The organism is Nocardioides sp., assembly GCF_035503875.1.
Lineage (GTDB): Bacteria > Actinomycetota > Actinomycetes > Propionibacteriales > Nocardioidaceae > Nocardioides.
Genome location: NZ_DATJTA010000065.1, coordinates 17,190 through 40,086, shown reverse-complemented (window position 1 = coordinate 40,086; position 22,897 = coordinate 17,190). Strand labels below are relative to the sequence as shown.

Below are 22,897 nucleotides of genomic sequence, written 5' to 3'. Positions count from 1 at the left end.
CCGCTCTAGATCCACGCCCAGGCCAGCAGGGTGACGGCGAGCGCGACCTCGATCGCGGCGCCGAACACGTCGCCGGTGACGCCGCCGAAGCGGCGTACGGTCCGGCGGACCAGCAGGGCCACGGCCAACCCGCCCACGACGGAGAGCAGCACGCCGCCGACGACGGCCACCGGCACCGGCACGGTGCGGGCGAAGCTCACGCCGAGCCCGTCGGCCCGCGCCGGTGGCACGACCGAGCAGCAGACGACCCACAGCGCGCAGCGGGACAGGCACACCAGCCCCCCGGCGAGCAGGGCGCCCCGGGTGGAGGTGCCGAGCGCGGCCAGCGCGGCGGCCTGGGTGCCGAGCACGACCACCGTCGCGACGACGCCGGCCGGGCCGGAGGTCCCGGACTTCATCACCTCCAGCGACCGCTCGGCGTCGTACGACGCGGTCAGCCCGTCGGCGACGTCGGAGAGACCGTCCCAGTGCAGGGCGCGGCTGCCGGCGGCGAGCGCGCCGACCGCGACGAAGCCGACCGCGAGGGGAGGCAGCCCGGCGAGGTGGCCGAGGAGCAGCACCGCGGTCACGAGCACGCCCAGGGGCAGGACGGCGACCGGGGCGAGCAGCAGCGCCCGCCGCGCGACGGTCCGGTCGACCCGGGCCGGAGGTCCGACCGGCAGTGCCGTCAGGGTGCCGACCGCGAGGCGCCAGGCGTCGGTCACAGCTCGCTGAGCAGCGCCACGTCGCGCAGCACAGCGATCGCCGAGCGCAGCACCGGCACCGCGGCCACGGCGCCGGACCCCTCGCCGAGCCGGAGCCCGAGGTCGAGGACGGGCTCGAGGCCGAGCTTGTCGAGCGCGAGCGACTGCGCGGGCTCGGTCGAGCGGTGCCCGGCGGCGAACCAGGAGGCGGCCCCGGGCTCGATCCGGTCCGCCGTGAGCGCACAGGCCACCGACATCAGGCCGTCCAGGAGGACGGGGACGCCGCGGCGAGCCGCCTCGAGGAGGAAGCCGGTCGTCGCCGCCAGGTCCGCGCTGCCGAGCGCGGTGAGCGTGTCGACCGGGTCGTGGGTGCGCTCTCCCGCCCGGGCGAGGGCCTGCTCAAGCACCTCGGTCTTGCGGGCCAGCCCGGCCTCGTCGACCCCGGTGCCGCGGCCGACCACCTCGCCGGCGGGCAGGCCGAGCCCGGCGGCGACCAGCGCCGCCGCGGGGGTGGTGTTCCCGATCCCCATGTCGCCGCTCAGCAGCAGCTGCGCACCGGCGGCGATCTCCTCCGCGGCCACGGTCGCGCCGGCGTCGAGCGCCTGCCGGGTCTCGTCCGCGGTCAACGCGTCCTCGCGGTGGATGGCCCCGGAGCCGCGCCGTACCTTGTGGGCGGTGACGTCGGCGGGCACCCCTGCGAGATCGTCGTCCACGCCCAGGTCGAGGACCCGCACGTGCACGCCGTGGGTCCGCGCCAGGGCGCTGACACCGGCCCGTCCGGCGAGGAAGGTGCGGACCATCGCGGGCGTGATGGCGGGCGGGTACGCCGAGACGCCGTACGACGCGACGCCGTGGTCGCCGGCGAAGATCACCAGCCGGACCCGGTCCAGCTCGACCGGGGGGACGACGCCCTGCACCGAGGCGGCCCAGACCGCGAGGTCACCGAGCCGGCCGAGCGCGCCGGCGGGGGTCGCGAGGGCAGCGAGCCGTCGCTCGGCCTCGGCCCGGACGATGGGCGACGGGCTCCGAAGCATGGGTCCTCCTCAGGGATGCCGGCCTCCGCCGGCTCGGTCGTAGCGTAGGTCGGGCCGTCCGAACGCGACGTGCTCGGCCCCTCACATCCGGCGTCTTCCTGCCGAACCTCTCCTCATGGACGCGCACGCGGGGGCAGGCCCGGTCGTCGGGGCACCCGCCTCGTCGTCGGAGCAGGCTGCCCGCACGCTGCTGCGCACCGTCCTCGGCGCCGACGGCGTCGCCGGGCGGCCGCTGGTGACCCATGCCGAGATCATGGCGACCGCCACCGACCTCACCATGCACCTGCTGCAGGTCGACGACTGCTGGGTGCAGCCGTCGGGCGCGTTCACGGACTCCCTGGCCCGCAGCGCCGCCGAGAGCGGCGGCGTGTGGCTGGGCCATCCGCCGCTCCGCGCGGCGGTCCCGGCGAGCGCGGCGCGGATCCGCGGTGCCGCGGGTGGCGCGCCGTTCGAGGTCGGCGGCGAGCGGCACGCCCTGATGGTCTTCAGCCTCACCCCGCGCGCGTGGACGCGGGTCGACCACGTGATCCTCCGGCAGGCGGCCGCCGAGCTCGGCTCCGCGCTGGACGCGACCCTCGCCCACCAGCGCACCCCCGTGCAGGAGGCGCGGGAGCGGTACGACGAGCTGCGGGGTGAGCTGCTGACCGTGCTCAACCACGAGCTGCGCACGCCCCTGACGGCGCTCAGCGCGGGCGTCGAGATGCTCGTCGAGCTCGCCGACGAGCTGCCCGGACCGGTCGGCCGGCTGGTGGCCCGGATGGAGCCGAACCTGGCCCGCCTGCTGGAGCTGAGCGCGAACGTCACGACCCTCGGTGACGTCGCCACGCCGCGCTCCCGGGTCGACACGGCCCGGGTGGCGCCCACGGACGCCCTCGAGGTGGCCCGCCGGTGCGTCGCGGAGCTGGGGGCGGCGGCCGAGCGCGTGCAGGTGCGGCCCGCGAGCGAGGGCGCACCCCTGGTCGTGGCGCCGCTCGAGGAGCTGCGCGAGCTGCTCGACCGGGTGCTGAGCAACGCCGTGAAGTTCTCCGGTCCCGAGGACCCGGTCGTGGTCGCCGTGCAGCGACGCTCGTCCTGGGTCACCGTCGTGGTCACCGACGCCGGTGCGGGGATCGCCGCGCACGAGGAGCATGCGCTGGGACAGCCGTTCGTCCGCGGCGAGAACGCGCGCCGGCTGCAGACCCAGGGCGCGGGGCTGGGCCTGGCGGCGGCGGCCACCATCGCGCGACGGTGGGGCGGCACGGTGGAGCTGCGGCCCGGCGACGTCGGGGGCGCCGAGGTGACCGTGCGCCTGCCCGCGGCCGAGCGACCCGCTCCCGACCTCGCGCCCCCCGCTCCGGCATGAGCGCGTCCACACGGGACCTGCGCCGGCCCGGGATCCTCCTCGGAGGTCTCGGGCTGGTGCTGGTGGCGACGGACGTGCTCGTCGGGCCGGACCTCTCGGTCGCCGCGCTGGTGAGCGGGGTGGCCGGGGCCGCGCTCTGCTGGCGCGCCGACCGCCGCCGAGAGCGGGCGCTGCGCCGGTTGAAGACCCACAACGACGACCTGACCTTCTACGCGCGGATGGTCAACGCGACGACCAACGCGCTGCTGACGACCGACGCGGAGGGTCGGGTCACCTGGGTGAACGAGGCCTACGAGCGCACCACCGGCTGGCGTCTGGAGGAGGTGCGCGGTCGGCGACCGGAGGACTTCGTCTCCGGGCCGGCGACGGATCCCGAGACGGTCCAGCAGGTCGTGGACGGCATCGCCGCCGGCGGTCCGATCAGGGTCGAGCTCGCGACGTACCAGCGCGACGGCAGCCATCGCTGGGTCACCGCGGACGTGGCGCCGCTGCACGACACCGACGGCGACCTGGAGGGCTACTTCGCCGTGCTGACCGACATCACCGAGCGCCGCGAGGCCGAGCAGATCCTGGTGGAGGCCCGCCGGGCGGCGGAGGAGACCGCGCGCCAGAAGACCGCGTTCCTGACCACGATGAGCCACGAGATCCGCACCCCGCTGAACGCGGTGCTGGGCCTGACCGACCTGCTGCTGCTGACCGAGCTCGGCGCGGAGCAGCGGGACTACGTCGAGACGGCGCACCGCAGCGGCAGCCACCTGCTCAACCTGATCAACGACCTCCTCGACCACTCCGCGCTGGAGGCCGGGCGGCTCCAGCCGGCGCAGACGCCGTTCTCGCTGGCGAGCGTGCTGGGGGAGACGGCCGCGATGCTCGCTCCTGCGGCGACGGCGCGGGGCATCGAGCTGCGCACCCACCTGACGCCCGACGTGCCCGCCTCCCTGCTCGGCGACCAGGCCCGGTTGCGCCAGGTGCTGGTGAACCTGGTGGGCAACGCGGTCAAGTTCACCGAGTGCGGCTCCGTCGTCGTGCAGGCGCAGGTCGTACGGCTCCGCGAGGACGCCGACGGCCAGGTGGTGCACGAGATCCTGACGACGGTCACGGACACGGGCATCGGCATCCCGCAGTGGCGGATCCCGGACCTGTTCCAGTCCTTCGTGCGCGGCGACGCCTCGACCACGCGGCAGTACGGCGGCTCCGGCCTGGGCCTGGCGATCAGCCGCGGCCTGGTGGAGGCGATGGGCGGCAGCGTCGAGCTGGAGTCCGAGCTGGGGCGGGGCACCCGGGTGCTGGTCCGGACCGAGCACCGGGCGGCCGCCCCGCCGCCCCTGGCGGCCGCGGGGACCTGCGCGATCGCGGGCGGCGCGGCCGACGCCGAGCGGCTGTCGGTGCTGGTCGCCGAGGACGACGCGGTCAACCGCAAGGTCGTCGTCGGCATGCTCGACCGGCTCGGCATCGTGCCCTCGGTCGTCGGCAACGGCCGGGACGCCGTGGACCTGGTGGAGCGCGTCGACGTCGACGTGGTGCTGATGGACGTGGAGATGCCGGTGATGGACGGCGTCAGCGCCGTACGCCGCATCCGGGACTCTCCCGGGCGCCGACCGTACGTCATCGCGCTCACGGCGAACGCGCTGCGGGGTGACCGGGAGCGGTTCCTCGAGGCCGGGATGGACGACTACCTGAGCAAGCCGGTGACCCTGGAGTCGCTGACGGCCGCGCTCGGACGGGCGGGTGCCGCGCGATAGCGTCGGCACCCGTGTCCACCTCACCCGATCGGATCGTGGTCGCCGGCGTCTGCCTGCGCGACGACGCGGGGCGCGTGCTCAGCGTCCGCAAGGCCGGCACCCGCCGGTTCATGCTGCCGGGCGGCAAGCTCGAGCCGGGGGAGAGCGCCGCCGAGGCCGCGGTCCGCGAGGTCCGCGAGGAGATCGGCCTGGTCCTGGACGAGGTGCGCCTGCTCGGTGAGTTCACGTCGGACACCGCCAACGAGCCCGGCGTCGTCCTCGAGTCGACCGTCTTCACGGCCGAGCTCACCGGTACGCCGCGCGCGGCGGCCGAGATCGCCGAGCTGCGCTGGATCGACGCGGACGCGACCGGTGACGACCTCGCCCCGCTGCTGCGGGACCACGTGCTGCCCGCCCTCGCGGCCCTCGAAACCCGCCACGGCGAATTAAAGAAACCTGTCTAGAGCGGGGTTCCGTGCTCGGAGTCGGGGGAAGCGTCTGGTCACCCGCCGGGCGCCGCCCGGCACCTCCCCGAACAGGATCACTGAATGACGCGCGCCCCGAAGCTGATCGCCTCCGCCTTCCTCGTCCTCACCCTCGCCACGGCGTGCGGCGGCGACGACGGCCGCCCCTCGGTCGACGACCTCTCGAAGGCCTTCCAGGACGGTGACAACGTGATCGGCACCGGCCTCGACGAGAAGCAGGCCGACTGCGTGGCCGAGGCCTTCCACGACTCCGACCTCTCCGACGAGGCGCTGCGGGCGCTGGCGGAGAACGACACGGACTACCAGGGCGACGACGACGACGCGGACGCCCTGAAGAGCGTGTCGTCGGAGTCCATCGCCGAGTGCATGGGCGCCGACCTTCCGGACATGGACGACCTGGCGACCCCGTCCTCCTGAGAGGCTGCTGAGTTTCCGGAAGCGTCAAGGAAAACCTGTCTAGATGGGGGTTCCGATCGTGGTCGCGGGGAGGAACCGTCTGGGCAACGCGCCGGGCGGCCCGGCGCCTCGCGAACAGGACCCCCGATGACGCGCACCCCGAAGCTGATCGCCTCCGCCTTCCTCGTCCTCACCCTCGCCACCGCGTGCGGGGGTGGGGACGACGGCGACGACAAGAGCGCCGAGGGCACGAGCACCGGGGGCGCGACGGAGGCTACGACCGAGCCCACGGCCGAGAGCACGAACCAGGCCTCGGAGAACCGCCCCTCCGTCGACGAGATCTCGGCCTACTTCGTGAACGGCGAGAACGCTCTCGGCGAGGTGAAGGAGGAGCAGGCCGACTGCATCGCCGAGGCCTTCCACGGCTCCGACGTCTCCGACGAGTGGCTCCAGGCGCTGGTCGCGAACGATGCGGAGTACGTGGCCAACGACGCCGACCAGAAGACGGTGGATGCCATCTCGGTGGACTGGATGAAGGAGTGCATGGGCGTGGAGGCTCCGCCCTCCTGATCGTCCGGGCTCTGGCATGGTTCGACCATGAGCAGTCCTGCGGCGGAGGTCGCCGTCATCGGCGGCACCGGCTTCTACTCCTTCCTCGGCACCGACGGCTCACCGGTGGAGGAGGTTGCGATCGAGACGCCGTACGGCGCCCCCTCCGCGCCGATCGCGGTCGGCACCGTGGCGGGCCGCCGGGTGGCCTTCCTGCCCCGGCACGGCCGGCACCACGAGTTGCCTCCGCACCGGATCAACTACCGCGCGAATCTCTGGGCGCTGCGCTCGCTGGGGGTGCGCCAGGTCCTCGGCCCGTGCGCCGTCGGCGGGTTGCGCGAGGAGGTGGCGCCGGGCGATGTCGTCGTCCCCGACCAGCTCGTGGACCGCACCTGGGGTCGCGAGCAGACCTTCGTCGAGACCGGTGCGGTGCACCTGCCCTTCGCCGATCCCTACTGCGCGCGGATCACGGACGCGGTCGCGCTCGCCGACCCGTCGGTCACGCTCGGCGGAACGATGGTCGTCATCCCGGGTCCGCGGTTCTCCACCCGGGCCGAGTCCCGGAGCTACGGCGAGCAGGGCTGGACCCTGATCAACATGACGGGTCACCCCGAGGCGGTCCTCGCCCGTGAGCTGCGGATGTGCTACGCGGCGATCGCCCTGGTCACCGACATGGACGCCGGGATCGAGACCGGCTCCGGCGTCGGGCAGGAGGAGATCTTCGCGCTCTTCCGGAAGAACCTGACCCGCCTCACCGGACTGCTCGGCGACACCATCGGCGCGCTGCCCGACCCCGCCGGCTGCACCTGCTCCAGCTGGGCCGACGGCCTCCAGCTCACCTACGAGATCCCGGATCCTGTCCAGCAGGTCTAGGCCGGTCGGGTCCGGGGGTGACGCAACGGGCCGGGGGAGGGCCACAGTGGTCGAGGGGGCATGAAGCAGCGGCCGGATGGGCACCGCCCGTCTCGGCACTGACCCCGACGCTCGGAGGACCACGTGAGTGCACCGGAGCCCGTCGTCGACGGTCTGCCACCCCGCCTACCCGTTGCGCGTCTGCGCCTCGTCGAAGGACACGACCAGCCATGCCAGAACGCCTGTCCGCACACCTGGAGGCTCCGCAGCATCGACTTCAGCGACGGCGCCGCGGTCCGGGAGTTCGGCTGCGACGCCTGCGACTCGGTCTGGTTCGAGTGATCCTCGGCCCCGACGTCCGGTGAGGACCCGACCCGCGGCGGCCGTCGCCGCCGTCCTGCTCGCCGTCTCCGCGGCCGCCTGCTCCTCCGACGAGAGCGACCCGGCCGCGGAGTCCACGCGGGAGCCCGCGGCCAGCTCGCCCGCGGGCCCCGGTGCGGCCACCAGCACGGCACCGCCCGCCGAGGTGCCCGCGGGTCCGTCGCTCGTGGTCCGGATCGACGGCGACGAGGTCTCGCCGAACGCCGCCGAGCTCGACCTCGGCCGCGGCGAACCGCTCATCTTGAGGATCACCGCCGACCGGGCCGGTGAGCTGCACGTGCACTCCCGCCCGGAGCAGTACGTCGAGTTCGAGGAGGGCTCGTCCGTGCACGAGCTGGTGATCGACGCGCCGGGCACGGTGGAGGTCGAGGAGCACGAGTCGGGGGTCGTCGTCGCCGTGCTGAAGGTGGGCGGCTAGGCTCCCACCACCGAAAGGGAGTAGTCCCCAACAGCTGCGTCGACATACTGCCCCGCCTCGCGCGGGACCGGTGCAGCGGGCCAGCCGGGCGACCGGGTGGCGGACGAGACTTTCGACCAGTCGCACCACCCCGAACCAACCTCGGGCGTGCCTGGTCGAAGGCGCGTCCCTCAGGGAGTCCCTCCGGCCTGGCAGGCCCGGAGAGGAACCCGTGGAAGCCTTCCTGATCAGCACCGCCGTCATCTTCGTGGCGGAGCTCGGCGACAAGTCCCAGCTGATGGCCATGACCTTCGCCGCGCGCTACCGCGCCCGCGACGTCCTCATCGGCATCACCGTCGCGACCGCCATCGTCCACCTCGCCTCGGTGGCGATCGGCTACTGGATCGGCGACGCGTTCGCCGACAGCCAGGACACCATCAACATCGTCGCCGGCATCGCCTTCCTCGGCTTCGCGCTGTGGACCCTGCGCGGCGACGAGCTCACCGAGGACGAGGCCGAGAAGGCGCGCCGCAGCAAGGGCGCCGCGATCCTCGCGGTCGGCGTCGCGTTCTTCCTGGCCGAGCTCGGCGACAAGACGATGCTCGCGACCATCACCCTGGCCACCCACGAGGGCTGGTTCGGCACCTGGGTCGGCAGCACCCTCGGCATGGTCGCCGCCGACGCCCTCGCCATCGTGGTCGGGGCCGTTCTCGGCCGTCGCCTCCCCGAGCGTGCGATCAAGTACGGCGCCTCCGCGGCGTTCGTCGTGTTCGGCCTCCTGCTCGTCGCGCAGGGACTCTGGTGAGCGAGGTGCGCACCCCGGCTCCGTAGGCTGCCCGTGTGAGGACGGGGCCGGGGCAGCGCAGCGGCACCGTCGCCCGACTGCTCCGGCTGGGTCGCCTCCAGCTCGCGTCCTGGCGCCCGTCGTGGTCGTGGCTGGCCGGCGTGGTCCGGTCGTTCGTCACCTCGTTCCTCGCGCTGGCCGCGAGCCTGTGGCTGCTGCCCGGCGAGCAGGTCCGGTCGGGCGCCGAGTCGGTGGCCCTCCTGGTCGTGCTCGTCCTGGTCCTGGGCGCCCTGCTGCGGCCGCTGCTCACCCGGCTGACCGTCCTGACCGGGACGGTGGGGCTGCTGCTGGCCGGCGTTCTCGCGCAGTCGGTCGTCCTCGGGGTGGCCCTCGCGCTGGTGCCGTCCGTCGAGCCGTTCAGCCTGGGGGAGGTCGTCGTCGCCTCCTGGGCGGCTGCGGTCGTCGCCGCGTTCGTCAACTGGCTCTTCGACACCAGCAGCGACGACGCGTTCCTCGGCCAGCTGCTCGGCCAGGCGGTACGCCGTACGCGCGCGGCCGGTGCCGTGGGGCCGGGACTGCTCGTCGTGCAGCTCGACGGGGTGAGCCTCCCGGTTCTGCGGCAGGCCATCACGGCCGGCTCGATGCCGACGGTCTCGCGGTGGGTCCGGTCGGGCAGCCACGAGCTGCGCGGCTGGCACACGGGGATCCCGGCGACGACCCCGGCCGGCCAGGCGGCGCTCCTGCACGGCGACGTCACCGCGGTGCCGGGCTTCCGCTGGTTCGACAAGGAGCGCGGTCGGCTGCTGGTGATGAGCCGTCCGGCCGACGCGGCCCTGGTCGAGGAGGAGATGAGCGGCGGCCGCGGGCTGCTCGCGGACGGCGGTGCCAGCGTGTCGAACCTCTTCTCCGGCGACGCCCCGGTGCGGCTGCTCACCCTGAGCGACGGCCGGCTGCCGGGCGCGGACCGCGGGGCGGCGTCGTACGCCATCAGCCGGTTCGGGCTGCTGCGCTCGGTGGTGCTCTTCGTGGGCCAGATGCTCACCGAGCTGCACCAGGGCCGCCGGCAGCGGATCCGCGGCGTCGTACCCCGCGTCCGGCGCGGCGGCGCGTTCGTCGTGCTGCGCGGGCTCACGACGGTCGTGCTGCGCGACCTCAACGTCGCCGTCGTCGCCGAGCAGCTGACCCGGGGGACGCCGGTCGTCTTCGTGGACTTCGTCGACTACGACGAGGTCGCGCACCACGCCGGCCCGACCCGGCCCGAGTCCCTGCGCACCCTGGAGAACCTCGACCGGGTCCTGGGCTTCCTCGACCAGCTCACCCGCGAGGTGGGCCGGCGCTACGAGATCGCGCTGGTGTCCGACCACGGCCAGGCCCAGGGCTCGACGTTCCGCCAGCTCACCGGCCGGAGCCTCGACGACGTGGTGCAGGACCTGGCCCGTCAGCAGGTGCACGCGGAGGTGCATCCCGACGAGCGCTGGCTGCCCGCCAACCTGCTGCTCGCCGGCGCGCAGGGAAGCAGCCGGGCCGTCACCCGCGCGGCGCGGTCGGTCGCCGGCGGCGGGCGCCAGGCGGAGTCCGCGCCGGTTCCCCAGGGACCCGGACTGCTCGTCGCCGCGTCGGGCAGCCTCGCGCACGTCTACCGCACCGATCTTCCCGGTCGGCTCAGCCGGGAGCGGGTCGACGAGCTGCACCCGGGCCTGGTCCGCGGCCTGGCGGAGCACCCGCACGTGGGCCTGGTCATGACCCGGCGCGCGGACGGCGCGGTCGTCGTGGACGGCGGCTGCGGCTGGCGGGTGCTCGGCACCACCGAGGGGGCGGGGGACGACCCGGCCGTGGTCTACGGCGCGGACGCCGTGACCGACCTGCTGCAGCTCTCCGGGCGGCAGCACGTCGGCGACCTGGTGCTGCTCGGTGCCTACGACCGCGCCCTCGGCGAGGTGGTGGCGTTCGAGGAGCTCGTGGGCTCCCACGGCGGGTTGGGCGGCTGGCAGACTGAGGCGATGCTGGTCCATCCACGGGACTGGTCGGTGCCCGCGGGGGCGCTCGACGGTCCGGCCGTGCACGACGCGCTCGTGGGCCGGCTGGCGGGCCTCGGACTGCGGGCCGGGTCGTGACCGGCACGCTCGCCGTCACGTGGTGGGGGCATGCCTCGGCCACGGTCGAGCTCGCGGGGCTCCGGGTGGCCACCGACCCGCTGCACGTCGACCGGCTCTACCACCTGCGCCGACACGGCCCGCCGCCCTCGTCTCCGGCGTACGACGCCGACCTGGTGCTGGTCTCGCACCTGCACCACGACCACCTGCACGTGCCCTCGCTGCGCCGGATGACCCCCGGCGTACCGGTCCTGGTGCCGCGCGGCGGCGAGTCGCTCGTCCCGGCCGAGTACGACGTCCGCCCGGTCGAGCCCGGGGACGAGCTGGAGGTCGCGGGCGCCACCGTGCGCGTGCTCGCGGCCCACCACGACGGACGGCGGTTCCCCGGCTCCCGGCTGCGCGGCCCGGCGATCGGGTTCCGGGTCGAGCGCGCGGGCGTCTCCTGCTGGTACCCCGGCGACACCGGGTGGCGCGACGACTTCGACCGCGTCGGCGCGGTCGACCTCGCCCTGACGCCGATCGGGGGCTGGGGGCCGAGCCTCGGCGACGAGCACATGGATCCCGACCAGGCCGCGTCCGCGGTCGCCCGGATCGGCGCCCGGTGGGCGGTGCCGGTGCACTGGGGCACCTTCTGGCCGATCGGCCTGGCCCGGCTGGACCGGCGTACCCACCACCGGCTCTTCGTCACCCCGGGGGAGCGGTTCGCCGACGCCCTGCGGGAGCACGCGCAGGGCGGCGGCGACGCTGCCCGGGCCGTCGTCGTGGCTCCGGGGGCTCGGGTCGAGCTGTGAGCGGGGACCATTTCGGGCTGGCCACCCTGCTCGTGCTCTTCGGCGTGGTCGCGTTCGGCGCCGTCGTGCCGGTGCTGCCGACCGGCGCGGCCGTCAGCAGCGCGGCGGTGCTCGCGCGCTCCGACCACGCGTGGGAGGTGCTGCTGGTCGTCGCCGTCGGCGCGCTGGCGGCGTACGTCGGCGACCTGGTGACGTACGCCGCCCTCCGCGGCGCCGGGGAACCGCTCGCCCGGCGGGTCGGGTGGCTGCACGACGACGAGCAGTCCCGGCCCGGCCGCTTGCGCGAGCGTCTCGAGCGCACGGAGATCCGCACCCTGCTGGTCTCCCGGCTGGTGCCGGGCGGGCGGGTGCCGGTCCTCCTGGTGGCGGCGCTGACCGGCTACCCCTGGTACCGCTACGTCGGCGCCGCGGCGATCGCCGCCTCGCTGTGGGCGGTCGTGTACGCCGCCATCGGCGTCGTCGGCGAGCGGATCTTCGACGACCAGCAGACGGCCCTCGTGGTGGCGATCGCCGGCGCGCTGCTGCTCAGCCTGGTCCCGCAGGTCCTGCGCAGGCTGCGCAGGCCTCGCTGAGCGCAGCTCGGAGCGTTGCCCGTCAGTCGTGGCAGAGCACCCGGGGACTGCCGAGGGCGACGTGCGCCCCGCTCTGGTCCTCCGGCGTCCCGGCGGAGTTGGTGGAGGTCCAGTCGAAGGTGAGCCGGAAGACGTCGTCGAGGGCCAGGGCGAGCGTGGTGGACCGGGTGAGGGTGTAGGAGCCGGTGAACCGCTCGGTCCCGTCGAGCTTCAGCGACGCCCTCCCGGTCGCGGTCTCGGCCGAGGTGTCGGCGACGCCCACGCGGGTCTCGAACTGCCGGCACCGGCGCTCGAGGTTGTAGGCGATCGATCCGCTGGCGGCGCGGGAGTCGGCCACGACGGAGCCCGGGTAGGCCACCGCGTTGATCTTCACGTCGCGGCCGTCCCAGGTGTCCTGCCGGGTGACGCTCGGGAACGAGCTCAGGTCGCGCCAGGAGTAGACCGTGACCCGGACGGGTTTGCTGCGACCTGCCCTCCGGCCGTCGCCGGCGGGCTTGACGACGCGGTAGGCGCGGGTGCGACCGGTGCCGATCCGGTCGGCGATCGCGAAGCGCCCGCGCCGGTCGAGGCGGTCGGTGAGCCCGGTCTGCCGCCACGTCCCGCCGGGGTAGCGGACCTGGAGCCCGACCCGGTCGCCGCGCTCGCCCGAGCGGACGATCCCGTGGACGACCACCCACCGGCCCTGGGCGACGGCCGCGCGGTTGACGGCAGCCTCGACGACGTGGGCGCGGGCGGCCCGCTCGGCGGACGGGGCCGGGGAGGTCGTCGACGCCTGGGCGGCGGGGACGGCAGAGGTGGCGAGAACCAGCGCGGCGGCACTCAGCGCGGTCGCGGTGAGGGTGCGGGAGATGGACATGCCAGGTCTGATGCACGCGGTGGCCGATCGGTTCGCCGGAGGTGAGTTCTGCGACACATGCGACGGGCGGGGTTAGTTCCGGCCCCGGATGTGGAACAGACCAGGTATGACCTCGACCGCCGAGCCGCCCCTCGACGCGCGCACGATCCTGGTGCTGCCCCCGGCGACCCGGGTCACCGGCATCGCCCGGCGGGTGATGTCGCGCCAGCTGTTCGAGCACGGCGCGCGACCCGACCTCATCGAGGACGCCGAGCTGGTGCTCAGCGAGCTGGTCACGAACGCTCTCCAGCACGGTGGGTCCGACTCGCCCGAGGACCTGGAGGTCTCGTGGGCGCTGACCGGCGGGCGGCTGCGGCTCAGCGTCCTCGACGGAGGCATCTGCGACGGCGATCTCCGGGTCCGCGACGCCGCCCCCGACTCGCTCTCGGGCCGTGGCCTCGCGATCGTCGACTGCCTGTGCGAGCGGTGGAGCGTCGAGCACGACGGCGGCACGAGGGTCACCGCAGATCTCGCGACGGCGGTCTGAGTCCGCCGTACCCGGCTCGACGTATCTCCCGCGCCGGCGCCCGCTCCTCGAGGTGAAGGGCTGTCGTCAGGACCTGGGAGAGCGCGATGTCGACCGATCAGCAGACCGACCGGACCTGCAAGCGGGTGTGGGCGCAGGACGTCAACGTGGCGGTGGACGTGCTGGAGACCCGGCTCGCCTCGCTCGAGGCGACGGGGGAGGGCCTCACCCCCGGTGAGCGCGCCGTCGCGGAGGGGGTACGCCGCCGGCTGACCGCCGCGCGCAACGCGACCCTGCGCCGGGACCCGGCGCCCGGAAGCCTGAGCAACTGGTGGCGCGGGACCCTCGTCGACGCGGCGTACCAGAACCTGCACGCGGCCGAGTCCATGGCGGTCGACCTCTACACGGCCGACCAGATCGAGGCCGAGATCCCGGAGGCGGTGGCCCGCGTCGAGGCCGGACTCGACCGCGACGACCCGCGCCGGCTCGCGGCGCTCTCGCTCCTCGACAGCCCTCCGGCCGCACCGACGCGGCGCGCCCAGCTCGCCAAGGCCGTCGAGGTCGGGTTCGGCGCTGCCGACGCGGAGTACGCGCGGCTGCGCAACTTCCGCAACACCGTCCTGGGCGGCGCGGCCGCGATGTCGGCCCTGCTGGTGCTCTTCACCGTCTACGTCATGCGCAACCCCGCGGACGTGCCGTTCTGCTTCCAGCCCGCCGGACCGCCGGGCACGTGCGCCTCCGGCCCCGGCGCCGCCTCGGCCCACGATGTCCTCGCGGTCGTGCTCCTGGGGTCGCTCGGCGGCCTGCTCGCGGCGATCCTGGCCATCCGGAACATGCGCGGCACCGCCTCGCCGTACAACGTGCCGCAGGCGCTCGCCCTGCTGAAGCTGCCCCTCGGCGCCGTGAGCGCCATCGGGGGGTTGATCGCGATCCGCGGCGGCTTCATCCCCGGCTTCTCCGACCTCGACAGCCAGGAGCAGATCCTGGCGTACGCGTTCGTCTTCGGGTTCGCCCAGCAGCTGCTGACCGGTCTCGTCGACAAGCAGGCCCGCACGATCCTGACCACCGCTCCCGGCAAGGCCACCGAGGCCGCGCGGCCCGAACGGCAGCCCTGGCGGATGCCGGCCCCGGACGAGTCCGGGCTCGGCGGCGGAGACGGTGAGACGGCGATCGGCACGCTGCGCCCCGGGGCCGTCTGAGCGGCTCAGGGCCGCAGCGCGCCGCTCAGGGCGGTCAGGGTCTCGTCGACCACGCGGTAGAACGCCCAGCGCCCCCGTTGCTCGCGCACGACGAGTCCGGCGTCGACCAGCTGCTTCATGTGGTGGGAGACGGTCGGCTGCGAGAGACCCACCGGGTCGACCAGGTCGCAGATGCACGCCTCGCGCTCGGGCTGGGCGGCGATGAGCGAGAGCAGCCGGACCCGGGTGGGATCCCCGAGCGCCTTGAACATCCGCGCCAGCCGCTCGGCCTCCTCGACCTCCAGCGTCCCGCCGGTGACCGACGAGCAGCACGCCTGCGTGGCATCGAGGAGGGGCAGCGTGGTCATGACCCCACCCTACGTCACCGATTGACAAACATCGATGCATCGAGAATCCTCGATGTATCGATGGATGCCGATGTGTCAGGAGGGGTCATGACGAGGACCGAGGACGTGCGCGAGCAGGTGCGGGCCCGGTACGCCGAGGCTGCCGTCGCCGTGGGGCGCGGCCGCTCGAACGGCGAGCTGAGCGAGGGGCTGCAGGTCGTCGACGACGGCTGCGGGACCGGGTCGTGCTGCGGCGCCGGGGACACCGTGGTGGACGAGTCCTTCGGTGCGGTGCTCTACAGCGCGGCCGACCAGGACGAGCTGCCGGCGGAGGCGGTCGCGGCCAGCCTGGGCTGCGGCAACCCCACCGCCGTGGCGGCCCTGGAGCCGGGGGAGCGGGTGCTGGATCTCGGCTCGGGCGGCGGGATCGACGTACTCCTCTCGGCTCGCAGGGTCGGTGCCTCCGGGTTCGCCTACGGCGTGGACATGACCGACGAGATGCTCGAGCTGGCCCGCGCCAACGCGGCCCGGGCGGGCGCGACCAACGTCGAGTTCCTCCGGGGCACCATCGAGGACGTCCCGCTCCCGGACGCGTCCGTCGACGTGGTGATCTCCAACTGCGTCATCAACCTCTCGGTCGACAAGCCGCGGGTGATCGCCGAGATGTTCCGGGTGCTCGTCCCCGGCGGCCGGATCGGGATCTCCGACGTGGTGGCCGAGGACCACCTGACCTCCGAGGACCGCGCCGAGCGCGGGTCGTACGTCGGCTGCATCGCCGGCGCCCTGTCCCGCGGCGAATACCTCGCCGGGCTCGCCGCGGCGGGGTTCGTCGATGCCGAGGTCGAGTTCACCCACGAGGCGGTCCCCGGCATGCACGGCGCGATCGTCCGCGCGACCAAGCCCGTCGGATGAGCACGGCCACCGACCGTTCCGCGCCCGCGGTCGTTCCCCGGCTCTCCAACCTGGACCGCTACCTGCCGGTGTGGATCGGGCTCGCCATGGTGGCGGGGCTGCTGGCCGGCCGCTGGGTGCCCGGTATCGCCGACGCTCTCGACGCCGTCAGGATCGGCTCCCTCTCGGTGCCGATCGCGCTCGGGCTGCTCGTGATGATGTACCCCGTGCTGGCGAAGGTCCGGTACGACGAGTTCGGTCACGTGGCCCGCGATCGCCGCACCATGGTCCTGTCACTGGTCCTGAACTGGCTCGTCGGGCCGGCGGTGATGTTCGCCCTCGCCTGGTTGTTCCTGCAAGACCTGCCGGAGTACCGCACCGGGTTGATCGTCGTCGGCCTGGCACGCTGCATCGCGATGGTGATCATCTGGAACGACCTGGCCTGCGGTGACCGTGAGGCCGCTGCCGTCCTGGTTGCTGTGAACTCCGTCTTCCAGGTGCTGGCCTTCGGCGCGCTCGGTTGGTTCTACCTCGACCTGCTGCCGCGCTGGCTCGGCCTGTCGAGCGCCGGTCTCGAGGTCTCGCCCTGGGAGATAGCCGGGAGCGTGCTGGTCTTCCTCGGCGTCCCGCTCGCCGCCGGCTACCTCACCCGCCGCGTCGGGGAGCGCCGCCGGGGACGGGACTGGTACGAGGACCGGTTCCTGCCGCGGCTCGGCCCGTGGGCGCTCTACGGCCTGCTGTTCACGGTCGTGGTCCTCTTCGCGCTCCAGGGCGACGCGATCACGAGCCGGCCTCTCGACGTGGGCCGGATCGCCGTACCGCTGGTGGTCTACTTCGCCGTGATGTGGGCCGGATCCATGCTGCTCGCGCACCGCATCGGCCTGGGGTACCCGCGCTCGACCAGCGTCGCCTTCACCGCGGCGGGCAACAACTTCGAGCTCGCCATCGCCGTGACCATCGCCGTCTACGGCGTCAGCAGTGGACAGGCCCTGGCCGGCGTCGTCGGCCCGCTCATCGAGGTCCCCGTCCTGGTCGGCCTCGTCTACGTCAGCCTCTGGTCCCGTCGGTTCTTCCCCGACGCCCGCCCCTCAGGAGCCGCACGATGACCGCAGCCCATCTCCCGACCGTGGTCTTCGCCTGCGTCCGCAACGGGGGCCGGTCCGTCGCGGCCCGGGTGCTGACCGAGCACTACGCCCGGGGCCGGGTGCTCGCGCTCTCCGCGGGCACCCGGCCGGGGGAGCACATCCATCCCGAGGTCGCGGCGGCCCTCGACGGGCTCGGTCTGGACACCTCGCGCGAGCACCCCACGCTCCTCACGGTCGAGACGATGCGAGGCGCCGACCTGGCCGTCACCCTCGGCTGCGGCGAGCAGTGCCCGTACGTCCCTGGCGTCACCTACCGCGACTGGCCTGTCGACGACCCGGGCGGGCAGGACGAGGCCACCGTCCTCCGGATCGTCGCCGAGCTCGACGCCCTCGTCCGCGGGCTCGTCAGGGAGCTCGTGCCGGATCTCGAGCTCGCGCCCTCGGTCCTCGCGACCCCGTGACTCCGGGACGCGCCGGGCACCGAGCAACCGCTCTCGCGGGGATACCTGCCGTACGGTGCTCGTCATGGCTGCCTTGACACCGTGCCGCGAGACGGCTGGATGAGCGGTCGGCTCTCTCCGCTCGCCACGCCCGCCTTCCGCTACTTCTTCCTCGGGCAGGTCGTCAATCGCGTCGGGTCATCGATGTCCGGGGTGGCGCTCGCCTTCGCGGTCCTCGAGGTCAGCGACTCGGCGTCCGCCCTGGGGTGGGTGCTGGCCGCGTGGAGCGTGCCGTCGGTCGCGTTCATGCTGTTCGGCGGCGCGATCGCGGACCGGCTGCCCCGGGCCGTCGTCCTGCGCGGGTGCAACCTGATCCAGGGCGTGGCGCAGACGGTGACCGCCGGTCTCGTGCTCAGCGGGCACGCGGAGATCTGGCACCTCGTCGTCCTGCAGTTCGTCGCCGGCACGGTCTTCGCGGTCAGCTATCCCGCCTTCCTCGGCATGGTTCCGATCCTGCTCCCCGTGGCGGAGCGGAAGGCAGCGATCCTGCTCATCGGCCAGGCGCAGAGTGCGGTCGGGATCATCGGACCGGCGGTCTCCGGGCTGCTGGTCGCCACGGTCGGCCCCGGGTGGGCGCTCGCCGTCGACGCGACGACGTACCTGGTCGCCGCAGGCCTGCTGTCGCTGGTACGGCTGCCCCCGGGCGACCGGAGCGGCGCCCGGCCCAGTGTGGTCGGGGACTTCGTGGCGGGCTGGACGTTCGCCCGGCAGCTCGGCTGGGTGATCCCGGCGGCGTCGGCGTCCCTGGTCTTCAACGCCCTCGTCAGCGGGGCGATCGGGGTGCTCGGACCGACGATCGCCGCCGACACGATCGGCAGCGAGGGGTGGGGCATCGCGCGATCCGGCGAGGCGGTGGGGATCTTCGTCACCGCCTTCTTCCTGGCCCGGGTGCCGCTGCGGGTGCCGCTGCGGACGATCATGATCGCCTTCGCGTTCTGGTGCGTGCCGATGCTGGTGCTCGGCACCCACGTGAACGTCTGGCTCCTCACCGCGTCGTTCTTCGTCGCCGGCGCGGCGCTCAGCCTGCTCGACCTGGCCTGGAACCTGACGGTCCAGGAGAAGGTCCCCGAGGAGATGCTGTCGCGGATCATGTCGATCGACGGCTTCTTCTCCTTCGTCGCGACGCCGATCGGCCAGCTCGCGGTCGGGCCGCTCGCGGTGGCGTTCGGGGCGGGCCGCGTCCAGATCGGCTGCTTCGTGCTGGCCGTGCTGGTCGCCGCCTTCGCTGCGACGCGCCGCACGATCACCGCGGTGCGCCTGGCCGAGACGAGCGCGTCCGCCTGACCGGGCGGTGACGCCCACCCACAGACAGGGGATGCGCCCGGGACCGTCGCGGACGCACAGTGGTTCGGCACCGGCGGTCGACGGCGACCGCCCCGTCGGATCGGACGCCCCCATGCACCGCACCCACCGTCTGCTCGTCGTCCCCGCCGTCGCCGCCCTCGTGGTCGGCCTGCTGTCCGCCGGCGGCCCGGCCGGGGCCGGTTCCGGCCGGCCCGACCACGGTCCGAAGCACCGGCCGCCGGGACCGAACCTCGTGGTGATGACCCAGAACCTCTACCTCGGCTCGCCCCTCGACGCCGCGCTCGCCGCGCAGACCGGACCGGAGTTCGTGGCCGCGACCGCGCAGATCTACGCGACCGCCGTCGGCAGCGACTTCCCGCGCCGCGCCGAGGCGATCGCGGACACGATCGCCCGGAAGGACCCGGACCTGATCGGGCTGCAGGAGGTGAGCCGGTGGACGGCGACCCCGCTCCAGGCGGGCGCCAACCCCCCGTCGTACGACTTCCTGGAGATCCTGCTCGACGAGCTCGCGGAGCGGGGGCTGTCGTACCGGGTCGCGGGGGTCTCCGACAACGCCGACATCGGGCCGGTGCCGCTGGTCGCGCCGCAGTTCGGCTGCCTGGCGGTCACCTCGCCGACCTCGTTCGACTGCGCCGTGGCGCTCCAGGACCGCGACGTGATCCTGGAGAACACCCGCACGCGGCACCTGGACGTCGGCCCCGGGGTCAGCGGTCGGTACGCCGCCCAGCAGACCTTCCCGATCCCCGACTCCGGTGGCGCGACCATCGACTTCGGCCGAGGCTGGGTGTACGTCGACGCGACGCTGCGCGGGACGAGGTTCCGCTTCCTGAACACCCACCTGGAGGTCGGCGAGTTCGCGGCCGTCCAGGAGGCCCAGGCGGCCGAGTTCCTCGCCGGTCCGGCGCGGACCTCGCGCCAGCTCGTCGCGACGGGCGACTTCAACTCGCCCGCCGACCCACGGACCTCGACGACCAGCACGTACGCCGACCTCACCCGCTTCTGGTTCGACGACGCCTGGTGGGTCAACCGGCGGGCGCCGGGCTACACCTGCTGCCAGGCCGACCGGCTGGACAACCCCGTGTCCCGGCTGCGCACCCGGATCGACCTCGTCCTGACCCGCGGGATCCGGAAGACGCACTGGGCGAAGGTCGTCGGCGACCGGCCGATCGGCACGACGGCACCGTTGTGGGCCTCGGACCACGCCGGCGTGGTGGCGGGCGTGCAGCTGCGGGCTCGGCACCGGCACGGGCACCGCTGAGGAGGCGGCGGGAGCGCGCCGAACCGCTCAGGGCCGGTCGGCCAGGATGGACGCATGCGCCGCCTGAACCTGCCGTCCCCGGTCCTGGCCGCTCCCATGGCGGGTGGTCCGAGCACGCCCGCGCTCGTGCAGGCCGTCGCCGACGCGGGCTCGCTCGCGTTCGTGCCCGCGGGCTACCGGACCGCCGAGGATCTCGCCGGAGATCTGCGGCAGGTCAGGTCCGGCACCGGTGAGCTCGGGGTGAACCTGTTCGTCCCCGATCCGGTGCCGGCCGACCGCGAGGCCGTCGCTCGGTACCGCGCGGTCATCGCCGCCGAGGTCGAGTCGCTGGGCGCCTCGCTGGGACCCGAGCGGTGGGAGGACGACGACGACTGGGACGCGAAGGTGGACCTGCTCTGCCAGGACCCCGTGCCGTGGGTGAGCTTCACCTTCGGCCTGCCCAGCGCGAGCGTCGTACGACGGTTGCGCGGGGCCGGGTCCCGCATGCTCCTCACCGTCACCGACGTCGACGAGGCTCGCGCGGCGGCCGAGCTCGATCCCGACGGACTCGTGGTGCAGTCCGCCGCCGCCGGTGGGCACCGCGGGACGTTCGACCAGCGCCGGACCCCGGGCCACGACGACCTCGCCGACCTCGTCGCCGCGGTCACGTCGGTCGTCGTCCTCCCCGTCGTGGCAGCGGGCGGTCTGGCGGAGCCGGCAGCGGTACGACGCGTGCTCGAGGCGGGAGCCGAGGCCGTGTCCGTCGGCACCGCGCTGCTGCTCGCCGACGAGGCGGGCACCCGTCCCACCCATCGCGCCGCGCTGGCCGATCCCGGCTCGACGACCACCACGATGCGGGCCTACACGGGACGGGTGGCCCGGGGCATCCGCACCGCGTTCAGCGACCGGTACGAGAGCGCGGCGCCGGCGGCGTACCCCGCCGTCCACCACCTGACGTCGCCGCTGCGCCGATGGGCGGCCGCGAACGACGATCGCGACCACCTGCACCTGTGGGCCGGGACCGGGTTCCGGTCCGCGCGCCGGGGACCGGCGAGCGAGGTCCTCGCCCGGCTCGCGCCGTAGCCGTCGCGGTCAGCCACGCCGGGGGACGGGGCGGGCCGGCCAGCTCGACCCGTCGAGCAGCTGCCGGTCACCGAGGGGCTCGTCCAGTCGGAGCCGGTGGGGAACCGGCGGGTTGCCGATGCAGGTGCTCGCTCCCTCGGGCATCCGGCTGGTCCAGAGGACCGTCACGCTGTCGTCGTCCTCGACGTAGGTCGGCTCGTCCAGGAACGGGCGCGGATCTCGGCCGCCGGTGCACTGTCGCTCCGTGATCTCCACGGCCACCTCGGTGGCGGCAGGGTCGAGGTCGATCGCGGACTCGACCTGGACCCACTGACGTCCCGGCTCGACGACGGGCACCAGGCGCGAGCAGCTGCCCCAGCCCACGACCTTCCAGCCCGAGCCCCTCCGCTCCAGCCTGACGGCCTGGCCGTCGTCCCTCAGACTCGGTCCGTGCTCGTCCCACGTGCCGGTGGCCACGACGACGTACCTCGCGGACTCGGCCAGGACGAACCACGGCGCCTCGCCGATGTCGACGCCCTGCAGGGCCAGGGGGGCGTCGATGCCCGCCTCGGGCATGACGGCCTCCAGCGCGCGGGTGAGCTCGTCCCGGGGCACGCGGCTGTCGATCCCGCCCGTCATGGCGGACGGGGGCCAGCCCGGCGGCCGGGCGTCGCAGCTGATGAGCCGCTCGTCGGAGGGCGCGGACGCTGCGCTCGGCTCCTGCTCCTGTCGCTGTTCCGGTACGTCGGCCTGCGTGGGCGCGGACCTCTCGGTGCCGCAGGCCGTCAGGGCGAGCAGCAGCGCGGCGGCCAGGGCGGCGCTGATCCTTCGGGGTCGGGTCATGCTCCTCGGACGCGCGAGGTGGCCTCGGCGTTGCAAGGCGTGGTCGCTCAGCAGTCCCCGTCGCCGTCGGCTTCGCGTCCGTCGGGGCAGATCCGGCTTCCGTTGCCGTACCGCTCGTACGCGGCCAGCACCTCCGCCGGGATCTCGGGCACGTTCTCGACCAGGGTCGTCGTCGAGGTGTAGGTGCCTCCGGGGGAGGACGATCCCACGCGGAGGACCTGGGCGGTCTCCCGGTCGATGGTGAACGAGTCGACGCCCAGTAGGTCGAGACGGAAGCGGCGGAACGAGATCTCGACCGCCTCGCGCCCCTCGACCACCACGTCGCGGGTCCGCATCCCGTCGACGTCGGCGATGGCCTCCAGCGCGACGGCGAGCGTGGCCGGGTCGAGCAGGTGGGAGTGGGCCAGGTCGGTCACCGCGACGAAGAGGGCCTCGTCGTGGGAGTTGGAGCCGGACACCGTCGTGTCGAGATAGTCGCGCAGCTGCTCGGGCGCGTCCGGCAGCTGCGCCACGAACTCCGGGGTGGGCGAGCCGAAGCTCCCTTCGCTGCTGGCAGGGAAGTGGTGGTACTCGGTCCAGCCCGCCGACGGCCGCGTGTCGATCGCCCACATCGTGCCGTCCCAACCCACCCAGGCCTCACGGTCGGTGTCGAGGGTGCGGCCGTCGGCGAAGAGTCGACTGTTCTCCTGAAGGGACTCGGTCCTCACGTGCAGGTAGGTCCCCGGGGAGAGGCCGAGCCCCTCGGCGGACGACGCGACCGACGCGAGGCGGAGGAGCTCCGCGCGTGCCTCGGCGTCGCCGCCGTCGACGACCGTCGGTACGACGACCGCCGCGGTGACGGCGGCCGCGGCGAGCCAGACGACGCGGCGGCGCGGCCGTCGTACGGCGCTCGCGGCCTGCGTACGGATCTGGTCGAGCAGGAGGTCGCGCTCACCCGCGGGCCAGATCGCGCGGAGGTCGTCGTCGGTGGGACGGGCTCGGGAGAGTCGGTCCATCAGGTCGGTCATG

Annotated in this window: 25 protein-coding genes; 19 read left to right on the top strand and 6 right to left on the bottom strand. The window is 74.0% G+C overall.

Going from position 1 to position 22,897, the window contains the following annotated elements; translation table 11 throughout:
* Positions 1–5: 5 nt before the first annotated feature.
* Positions 6–704 (bottom strand): adenosylcobinamide-GDP ribazoletransferase, encoded by a 699-nt coding sequence (locus tag VMF51_RS15455; RefSeq protein WP_325475347.1) that lies wholly within the window; start codon positions 702–704, stop codon positions 6–8.
* Positions 701–1,717 (bottom strand): nicotinate-nucleotide--dimethylbenzimidazole phosphoribosyltransferase, encoded by a 1,017-nt coding sequence (cobT, locus tag VMF51_RS15450; RefSeq protein ID WP_325475346.1) that lies wholly within the window; start codon positions 1,715–1,717, stop codon positions 701–703. The genes VMF51_RS15455 and cobT overlap by 4 nt, the downstream gene beginning before the upstream one ends.
* Positions 1,718–1,832: 115 nt before the next feature.
* On the opposite strand from cobT, the gene VMF51_RS15445 reads away from it, so the two are divergent.
* From VMF51_RS15445 to VMF51_RS15395, 11 genes are all read left to right on the top strand, one after another.
* Positions 1,833–3,059, top strand: a complete 1,227-nt coding sequence (locus tag VMF51_RS15445) for a HAMP domain-containing sensor histidine kinase (protein ID WP_325475345.1) — start codon at positions 1,833–1,835, stop codon at positions 3,057–3,059.
* Positions 3,056–4,801 carry a PAS domain-containing hybrid sensor histidine kinase/response regulator gene (locus VMF51_RS15440; protein WP_325475344.1) on the top strand — a complete coding sequence of 582 codons (1,746 nt, stop codon included), beginning with the start codon at positions 3,056–3,058 and terminating at the stop codon, positions 4,799–4,801. The genes VMF51_RS15445 and VMF51_RS15440 overlap by 4 nt, the downstream gene beginning before the upstream one ends.
* Before the next feature lie 11 nt (positions 4,802–4,812).
* On the top strand, positions 4,813–5,244 hold the full coding sequence (locus VMF51_RS15435) for an NUDIX domain-containing protein (protein ID WP_325475343.1): 432 nt from the start codon (positions 4,813–4,815) through the stop codon (positions 5,242–5,244).
* Between the two features lie 84 nt (positions 5,245–5,328).
* Complete coding sequence (locus tag VMF51_RS15430; protein ID WP_325475342.1) at positions 5,329–5,682, top strand: hypothetical protein; 354 nt, start codon at positions 5,329–5,331, stop codon at positions 5,680–5,682.
* 126 nt (positions 5,683–5,808) lie between these two features.
* Positions 5,809–6,231, top strand: a complete 423-nt coding sequence (locus tag VMF51_RS15425) for a hypothetical protein (protein WP_325475341.1) — start codon at positions 5,809–5,811, stop codon at positions 6,229–6,231.
* Between the two features lie 27 nt (positions 6,232–6,258).
* Entirely contained in the window at positions 6,259–7,083 is an 825-nt protein-coding gene (locus tag VMF51_RS15420) for an S-methyl-5'-thioadenosine phosphorylase (RefSeq protein ID WP_325475340.1), read from the top strand.
* Between the two features lie 340 nt (positions 7,084–7,423).
* Positions 7,424–7,861 carry a hypothetical protein gene (locus VMF51_RS15415; protein ID WP_325475339.1) on the top strand — a complete coding sequence of 146 codons (438 nt, stop codon included), beginning with the start codon at positions 7,424–7,426 and terminating at the stop codon, positions 7,859–7,861.
* A gap of 211 nt (positions 7,862–8,072) precedes the next feature.
* Positions 8,073–8,645 (top strand): TMEM165/GDT1 family protein, encoded by a 573-nt coding sequence (locus tag VMF51_RS15410; protein ID WP_325475338.1) that lies wholly within the window; start codon positions 8,073–8,075, stop codon positions 8,643–8,645.
* Positions 8,646–8,680: 35 nt separating this feature from the next.
* Positions 8,681–10,738, top strand: coding sequence for an alkaline phosphatase family protein (locus tag VMF51_RS15405; protein ID WP_325475337.1), 2,058 nt, complete (start codon positions 8,681–8,683; stop codon positions 10,736–10,738).
* The gene (locus VMF51_RS15400) at positions 10,735–11,508 is read left to right on the top strand and encodes an MBL fold metallo-hydrolase (protein ID WP_325475336.1); all 774 of its coding nucleotides are present in this window, start codon (positions 10,735–10,737) and stop codon (positions 11,506–11,508) included. The genes VMF51_RS15405 and VMF51_RS15400 overlap by 4 nt, the downstream gene beginning before the upstream one ends.
* The gene (locus tag VMF51_RS15395) at positions 11,505–12,080 is read left to right on the top strand and encodes a DedA family protein (RefSeq protein WP_325475335.1); all 576 of its coding nucleotides are present in this window, start codon (positions 11,505–11,507) and stop codon (positions 12,078–12,080) included. The genes VMF51_RS15400 and VMF51_RS15395 overlap by 4 nt, the downstream gene beginning before the upstream one ends.
* Positions 12,081–12,102: 22 nt before the next feature.
* On the opposite strand, the gene VMF51_RS15390 is transcribed toward VMF51_RS15395, so the two are convergent.
* A complete protein-coding gene (locus VMF51_RS15390) occupies positions 12,103–12,936 on the bottom strand; it encodes an NPCBM/NEW2 domain-containing protein (RefSeq protein WP_325475334.1) in 834 nt (277 codons plus the stop codon).
* A gap of 106 nt (positions 12,937–13,042) precedes the next feature.
* On the opposite strand from VMF51_RS15390, the gene VMF51_RS15385 reads away from it, so the two are divergent.
* Positions 13,043–13,462: an ATP-binding protein gene (locus tag VMF51_RS15385; RefSeq protein ID WP_325475333.1), complete on the top strand. Its 420-nt coding sequence runs from the start codon at positions 13,043–13,045 to the stop codon at positions 13,460–13,462.
* 86 nt (positions 13,463–13,548) lie between these two features.
* Entirely contained in the window at positions 13,549–14,640 is a 1,092-nt protein-coding gene (locus tag VMF51_RS15380; RefSeq protein ID WP_325475332.1) for a hypothetical protein, read from the top strand.
* A 5-nt stretch (positions 14,641–14,645) separates the two neighbouring features.
* Here VMF51_RS15380 and VMF51_RS15375 read toward each other — a convergent pair whose 3' ends face one another.
* On the bottom strand, positions 14,646–14,987 hold the full coding sequence (locus VMF51_RS15375) for a metalloregulator ArsR/SmtB family transcription factor (protein WP_325475331.1): 342 nt from the start codon (positions 14,985–14,987) through the stop codon (positions 14,646–14,648).
* 87 nt (positions 14,988–15,074) lie between these two features.
* Between VMF51_RS15375 and arsM the strand changes: the two genes are divergently transcribed.
* From arsM to VMF51_RS15345, 6 genes are all read left to right on the top strand, one after another.
* A complete protein-coding gene (arsM, locus tag VMF51_RS15370) occupies positions 15,075–15,878 on the top strand; it encodes an arsenite methyltransferase (RefSeq protein WP_325475330.1) in 804 nt (267 codons plus the stop codon).
* Positions 15,875–16,963 carry an ACR3 family arsenite efflux transporter gene (gene arsB, locus VMF51_RS15365; RefSeq protein WP_325475329.1) on the top strand — a complete coding sequence of 363 codons (1,089 nt, stop codon included), beginning with the start codon at positions 15,875–15,877 and terminating at the stop codon, positions 16,961–16,963. The genes arsM and arsB overlap by 4 nt, the downstream gene beginning before the upstream one ends.
* The gene (locus tag VMF51_RS15360; RefSeq protein WP_325475328.1) at positions 16,960–17,403 is read left to right on the top strand and encodes a heat-shock protein HtpX; all 444 of its coding nucleotides are present in this window, start codon (positions 16,960–16,962) and stop codon (positions 17,401–17,403) included. Before arsB ends, VMF51_RS15360 begins: the two co-directional genes overlap by 4 nt.
* Before the next feature lie 99 nt (positions 17,404–17,502).
* Positions 17,503–18,726: an MFS transporter gene (locus VMF51_RS15355; protein ID WP_325475327.1), complete on the top strand. Its 1,224-nt coding sequence runs from the start codon at positions 17,503–17,505 to the stop codon at positions 18,724–18,726.
* 112 nt (positions 18,727–18,838) lie between these two features.
* On the top strand, positions 18,839–20,005 hold the full coding sequence (locus tag VMF51_RS15350) for an endonuclease/exonuclease/phosphatase family protein (protein ID WP_325475326.1): 1,167 nt from the start codon (positions 18,839–18,841) through the stop codon (positions 20,003–20,005).
* Between the two features lie 54 nt (positions 20,006–20,059).
* Positions 20,060–21,067 (top strand): nitronate monooxygenase, encoded by a 1,008-nt coding sequence (locus VMF51_RS15345; RefSeq protein ID WP_325475325.1) that lies wholly within the window; start codon positions 20,060–20,062, stop codon positions 21,065–21,067.
* A gap of 9 nt (positions 21,068–21,076) precedes the next feature.
* Here VMF51_RS15345 and VMF51_RS15340 read toward each other — a convergent pair whose 3' ends face one another.
* Together VMF51_RS15340 and VMF51_RS15335 are read right to left on the bottom strand one after the other, a co-directional pair.
* Positions 21,077–21,889, bottom strand: coding sequence for a hypothetical protein (locus VMF51_RS15340; RefSeq protein ID WP_325475324.1), 813 nt, complete (start codon positions 21,887–21,889; stop codon positions 21,077–21,079).
* Between the two features lie 47 nt (positions 21,890–21,936).
* Entirely contained in the window at positions 21,937–22,896 is a 960-nt protein-coding gene (locus tag VMF51_RS15335) for a hypothetical protein (RefSeq protein WP_325475323.1), read from the bottom strand.
* Position 22,897 lies beyond the last annotated feature (1 nt).

Excerpts from the sequence above, each read along its gene's own strand:
- VMF51_RS15375 (WP_325475331.1), bottom strand. The coding sequence starts at position 14,987 with ATGACCACGCTGCCCCTCCTCGATGCCACGCAGGCGTGCTGCTCGTCG.
- VMF51_RS15350 (WP_325475326.1), top strand. The coding sequence starts at position 18,839 with ATGCACCGCACCCACCGTCTGCTCGTCGTCCCCGCCGTCGCCGCCCTC.
- arsB (WP_325475329.1), top strand. The coding sequence starts at position 15,875 with ATGAGCACGGCCACCGACCGTTCCGCGCCCGCGGTCGTTCCCCGGCTC.
- VMF51_RS15445 (WP_325475345.1), top strand. The coding sequence starts at position 1,833 with ATGGACGCGCACGCGGGGGCAGGCCCGGTCGTCGGGGCACCCGCCTCG.
- VMF51_RS15385 (WP_325475333.1), top strand. The coding sequence starts at position 13,043 with ATGACCTCGACCGCCGAGCCGCCCCTCGACGCGCGCACGATCCTGGTG.
- VMF51_RS15390 (WP_325475334.1), bottom strand. The coding sequence starts at position 12,936 with ATGTCCATCTCCCGCACCCTCACCGCGACCGCGCTGAGTGCCGCCGCG.
- VMF51_RS15430 (WP_325475342.1), top strand. The coding sequence starts at position 5,329 with ATGACGCGCGCCCCGAAGCTGATCGCCTCCGCCTTCCTCGTCCTCACC.
- VMF51_RS15335 (WP_325475323.1), bottom strand. The coding sequence starts at position 22,896 with ATGACCGACCTGATGGACCGACTCTCCCGAGCCCGTCCCACCGACGAC.
- VMF51_RS15340 (WP_325475324.1), bottom strand. The coding sequence starts at position 21,889 with ATGACCCGACCCCGAAGGATCAGCGCCGCCCTGGCCGCCGCGCTGCTG.
- VMF51_RS15355 (WP_325475327.1), top strand. The coding sequence starts at position 17,503 with ATGAGCGGTCGGCTCTCTCCGCTCGCCACGCCCGCCTTCCGCTACTTC.
- VMF51_RS15420 (WP_325475340.1), top strand. The coding sequence starts at position 6,259 with ATGAGCAGTCCTGCGGCGGAGGTCGCCGTCATCGGCGGCACCGGCTTC.
- cobT (WP_325475346.1), bottom strand. The coding sequence starts at position 1,717 with ATGCTTCGGAGCCCGTCGCCCATCGTCCGGGCCGAGGCCGAGCGACGG.
- VMF51_RS15360 (WP_325475328.1), top strand. The coding sequence starts at position 16,960 with ATGACCGCAGCCCATCTCCCGACCGTGGTCTTCGCCTGCGTCCGCAAC.
- VMF51_RS15345 (WP_325475325.1), top strand. The coding sequence starts at position 20,060 with ATGCGCCGCCTGAACCTGCCGTCCCCGGTCCTGGCCGCTCCCATGGCG.
- VMF51_RS15380 (WP_325475332.1), top strand. The coding sequence starts at position 13,549 with ATGTCGACCGATCAGCAGACCGACCGGACCTGCAAGCGGGTGTGGGCG.
- VMF51_RS15440 (WP_325475344.1), top strand. The coding sequence starts at position 3,056 with ATGAGCGCGTCCACACGGGACCTGCGCCGGCCCGGGATCCTCCTCGGA.
- VMF51_RS15425 (WP_325475341.1), top strand. The coding sequence starts at position 5,809 with ATGACGCGCACCCCGAAGCTGATCGCCTCCGCCTTCCTCGTCCTCACC.
- arsM (WP_325475330.1), top strand. The coding sequence starts at position 15,075 with ATGACGAGGACCGAGGACGTGCGCGAGCAGGTGCGGGCCCGGTACGCC.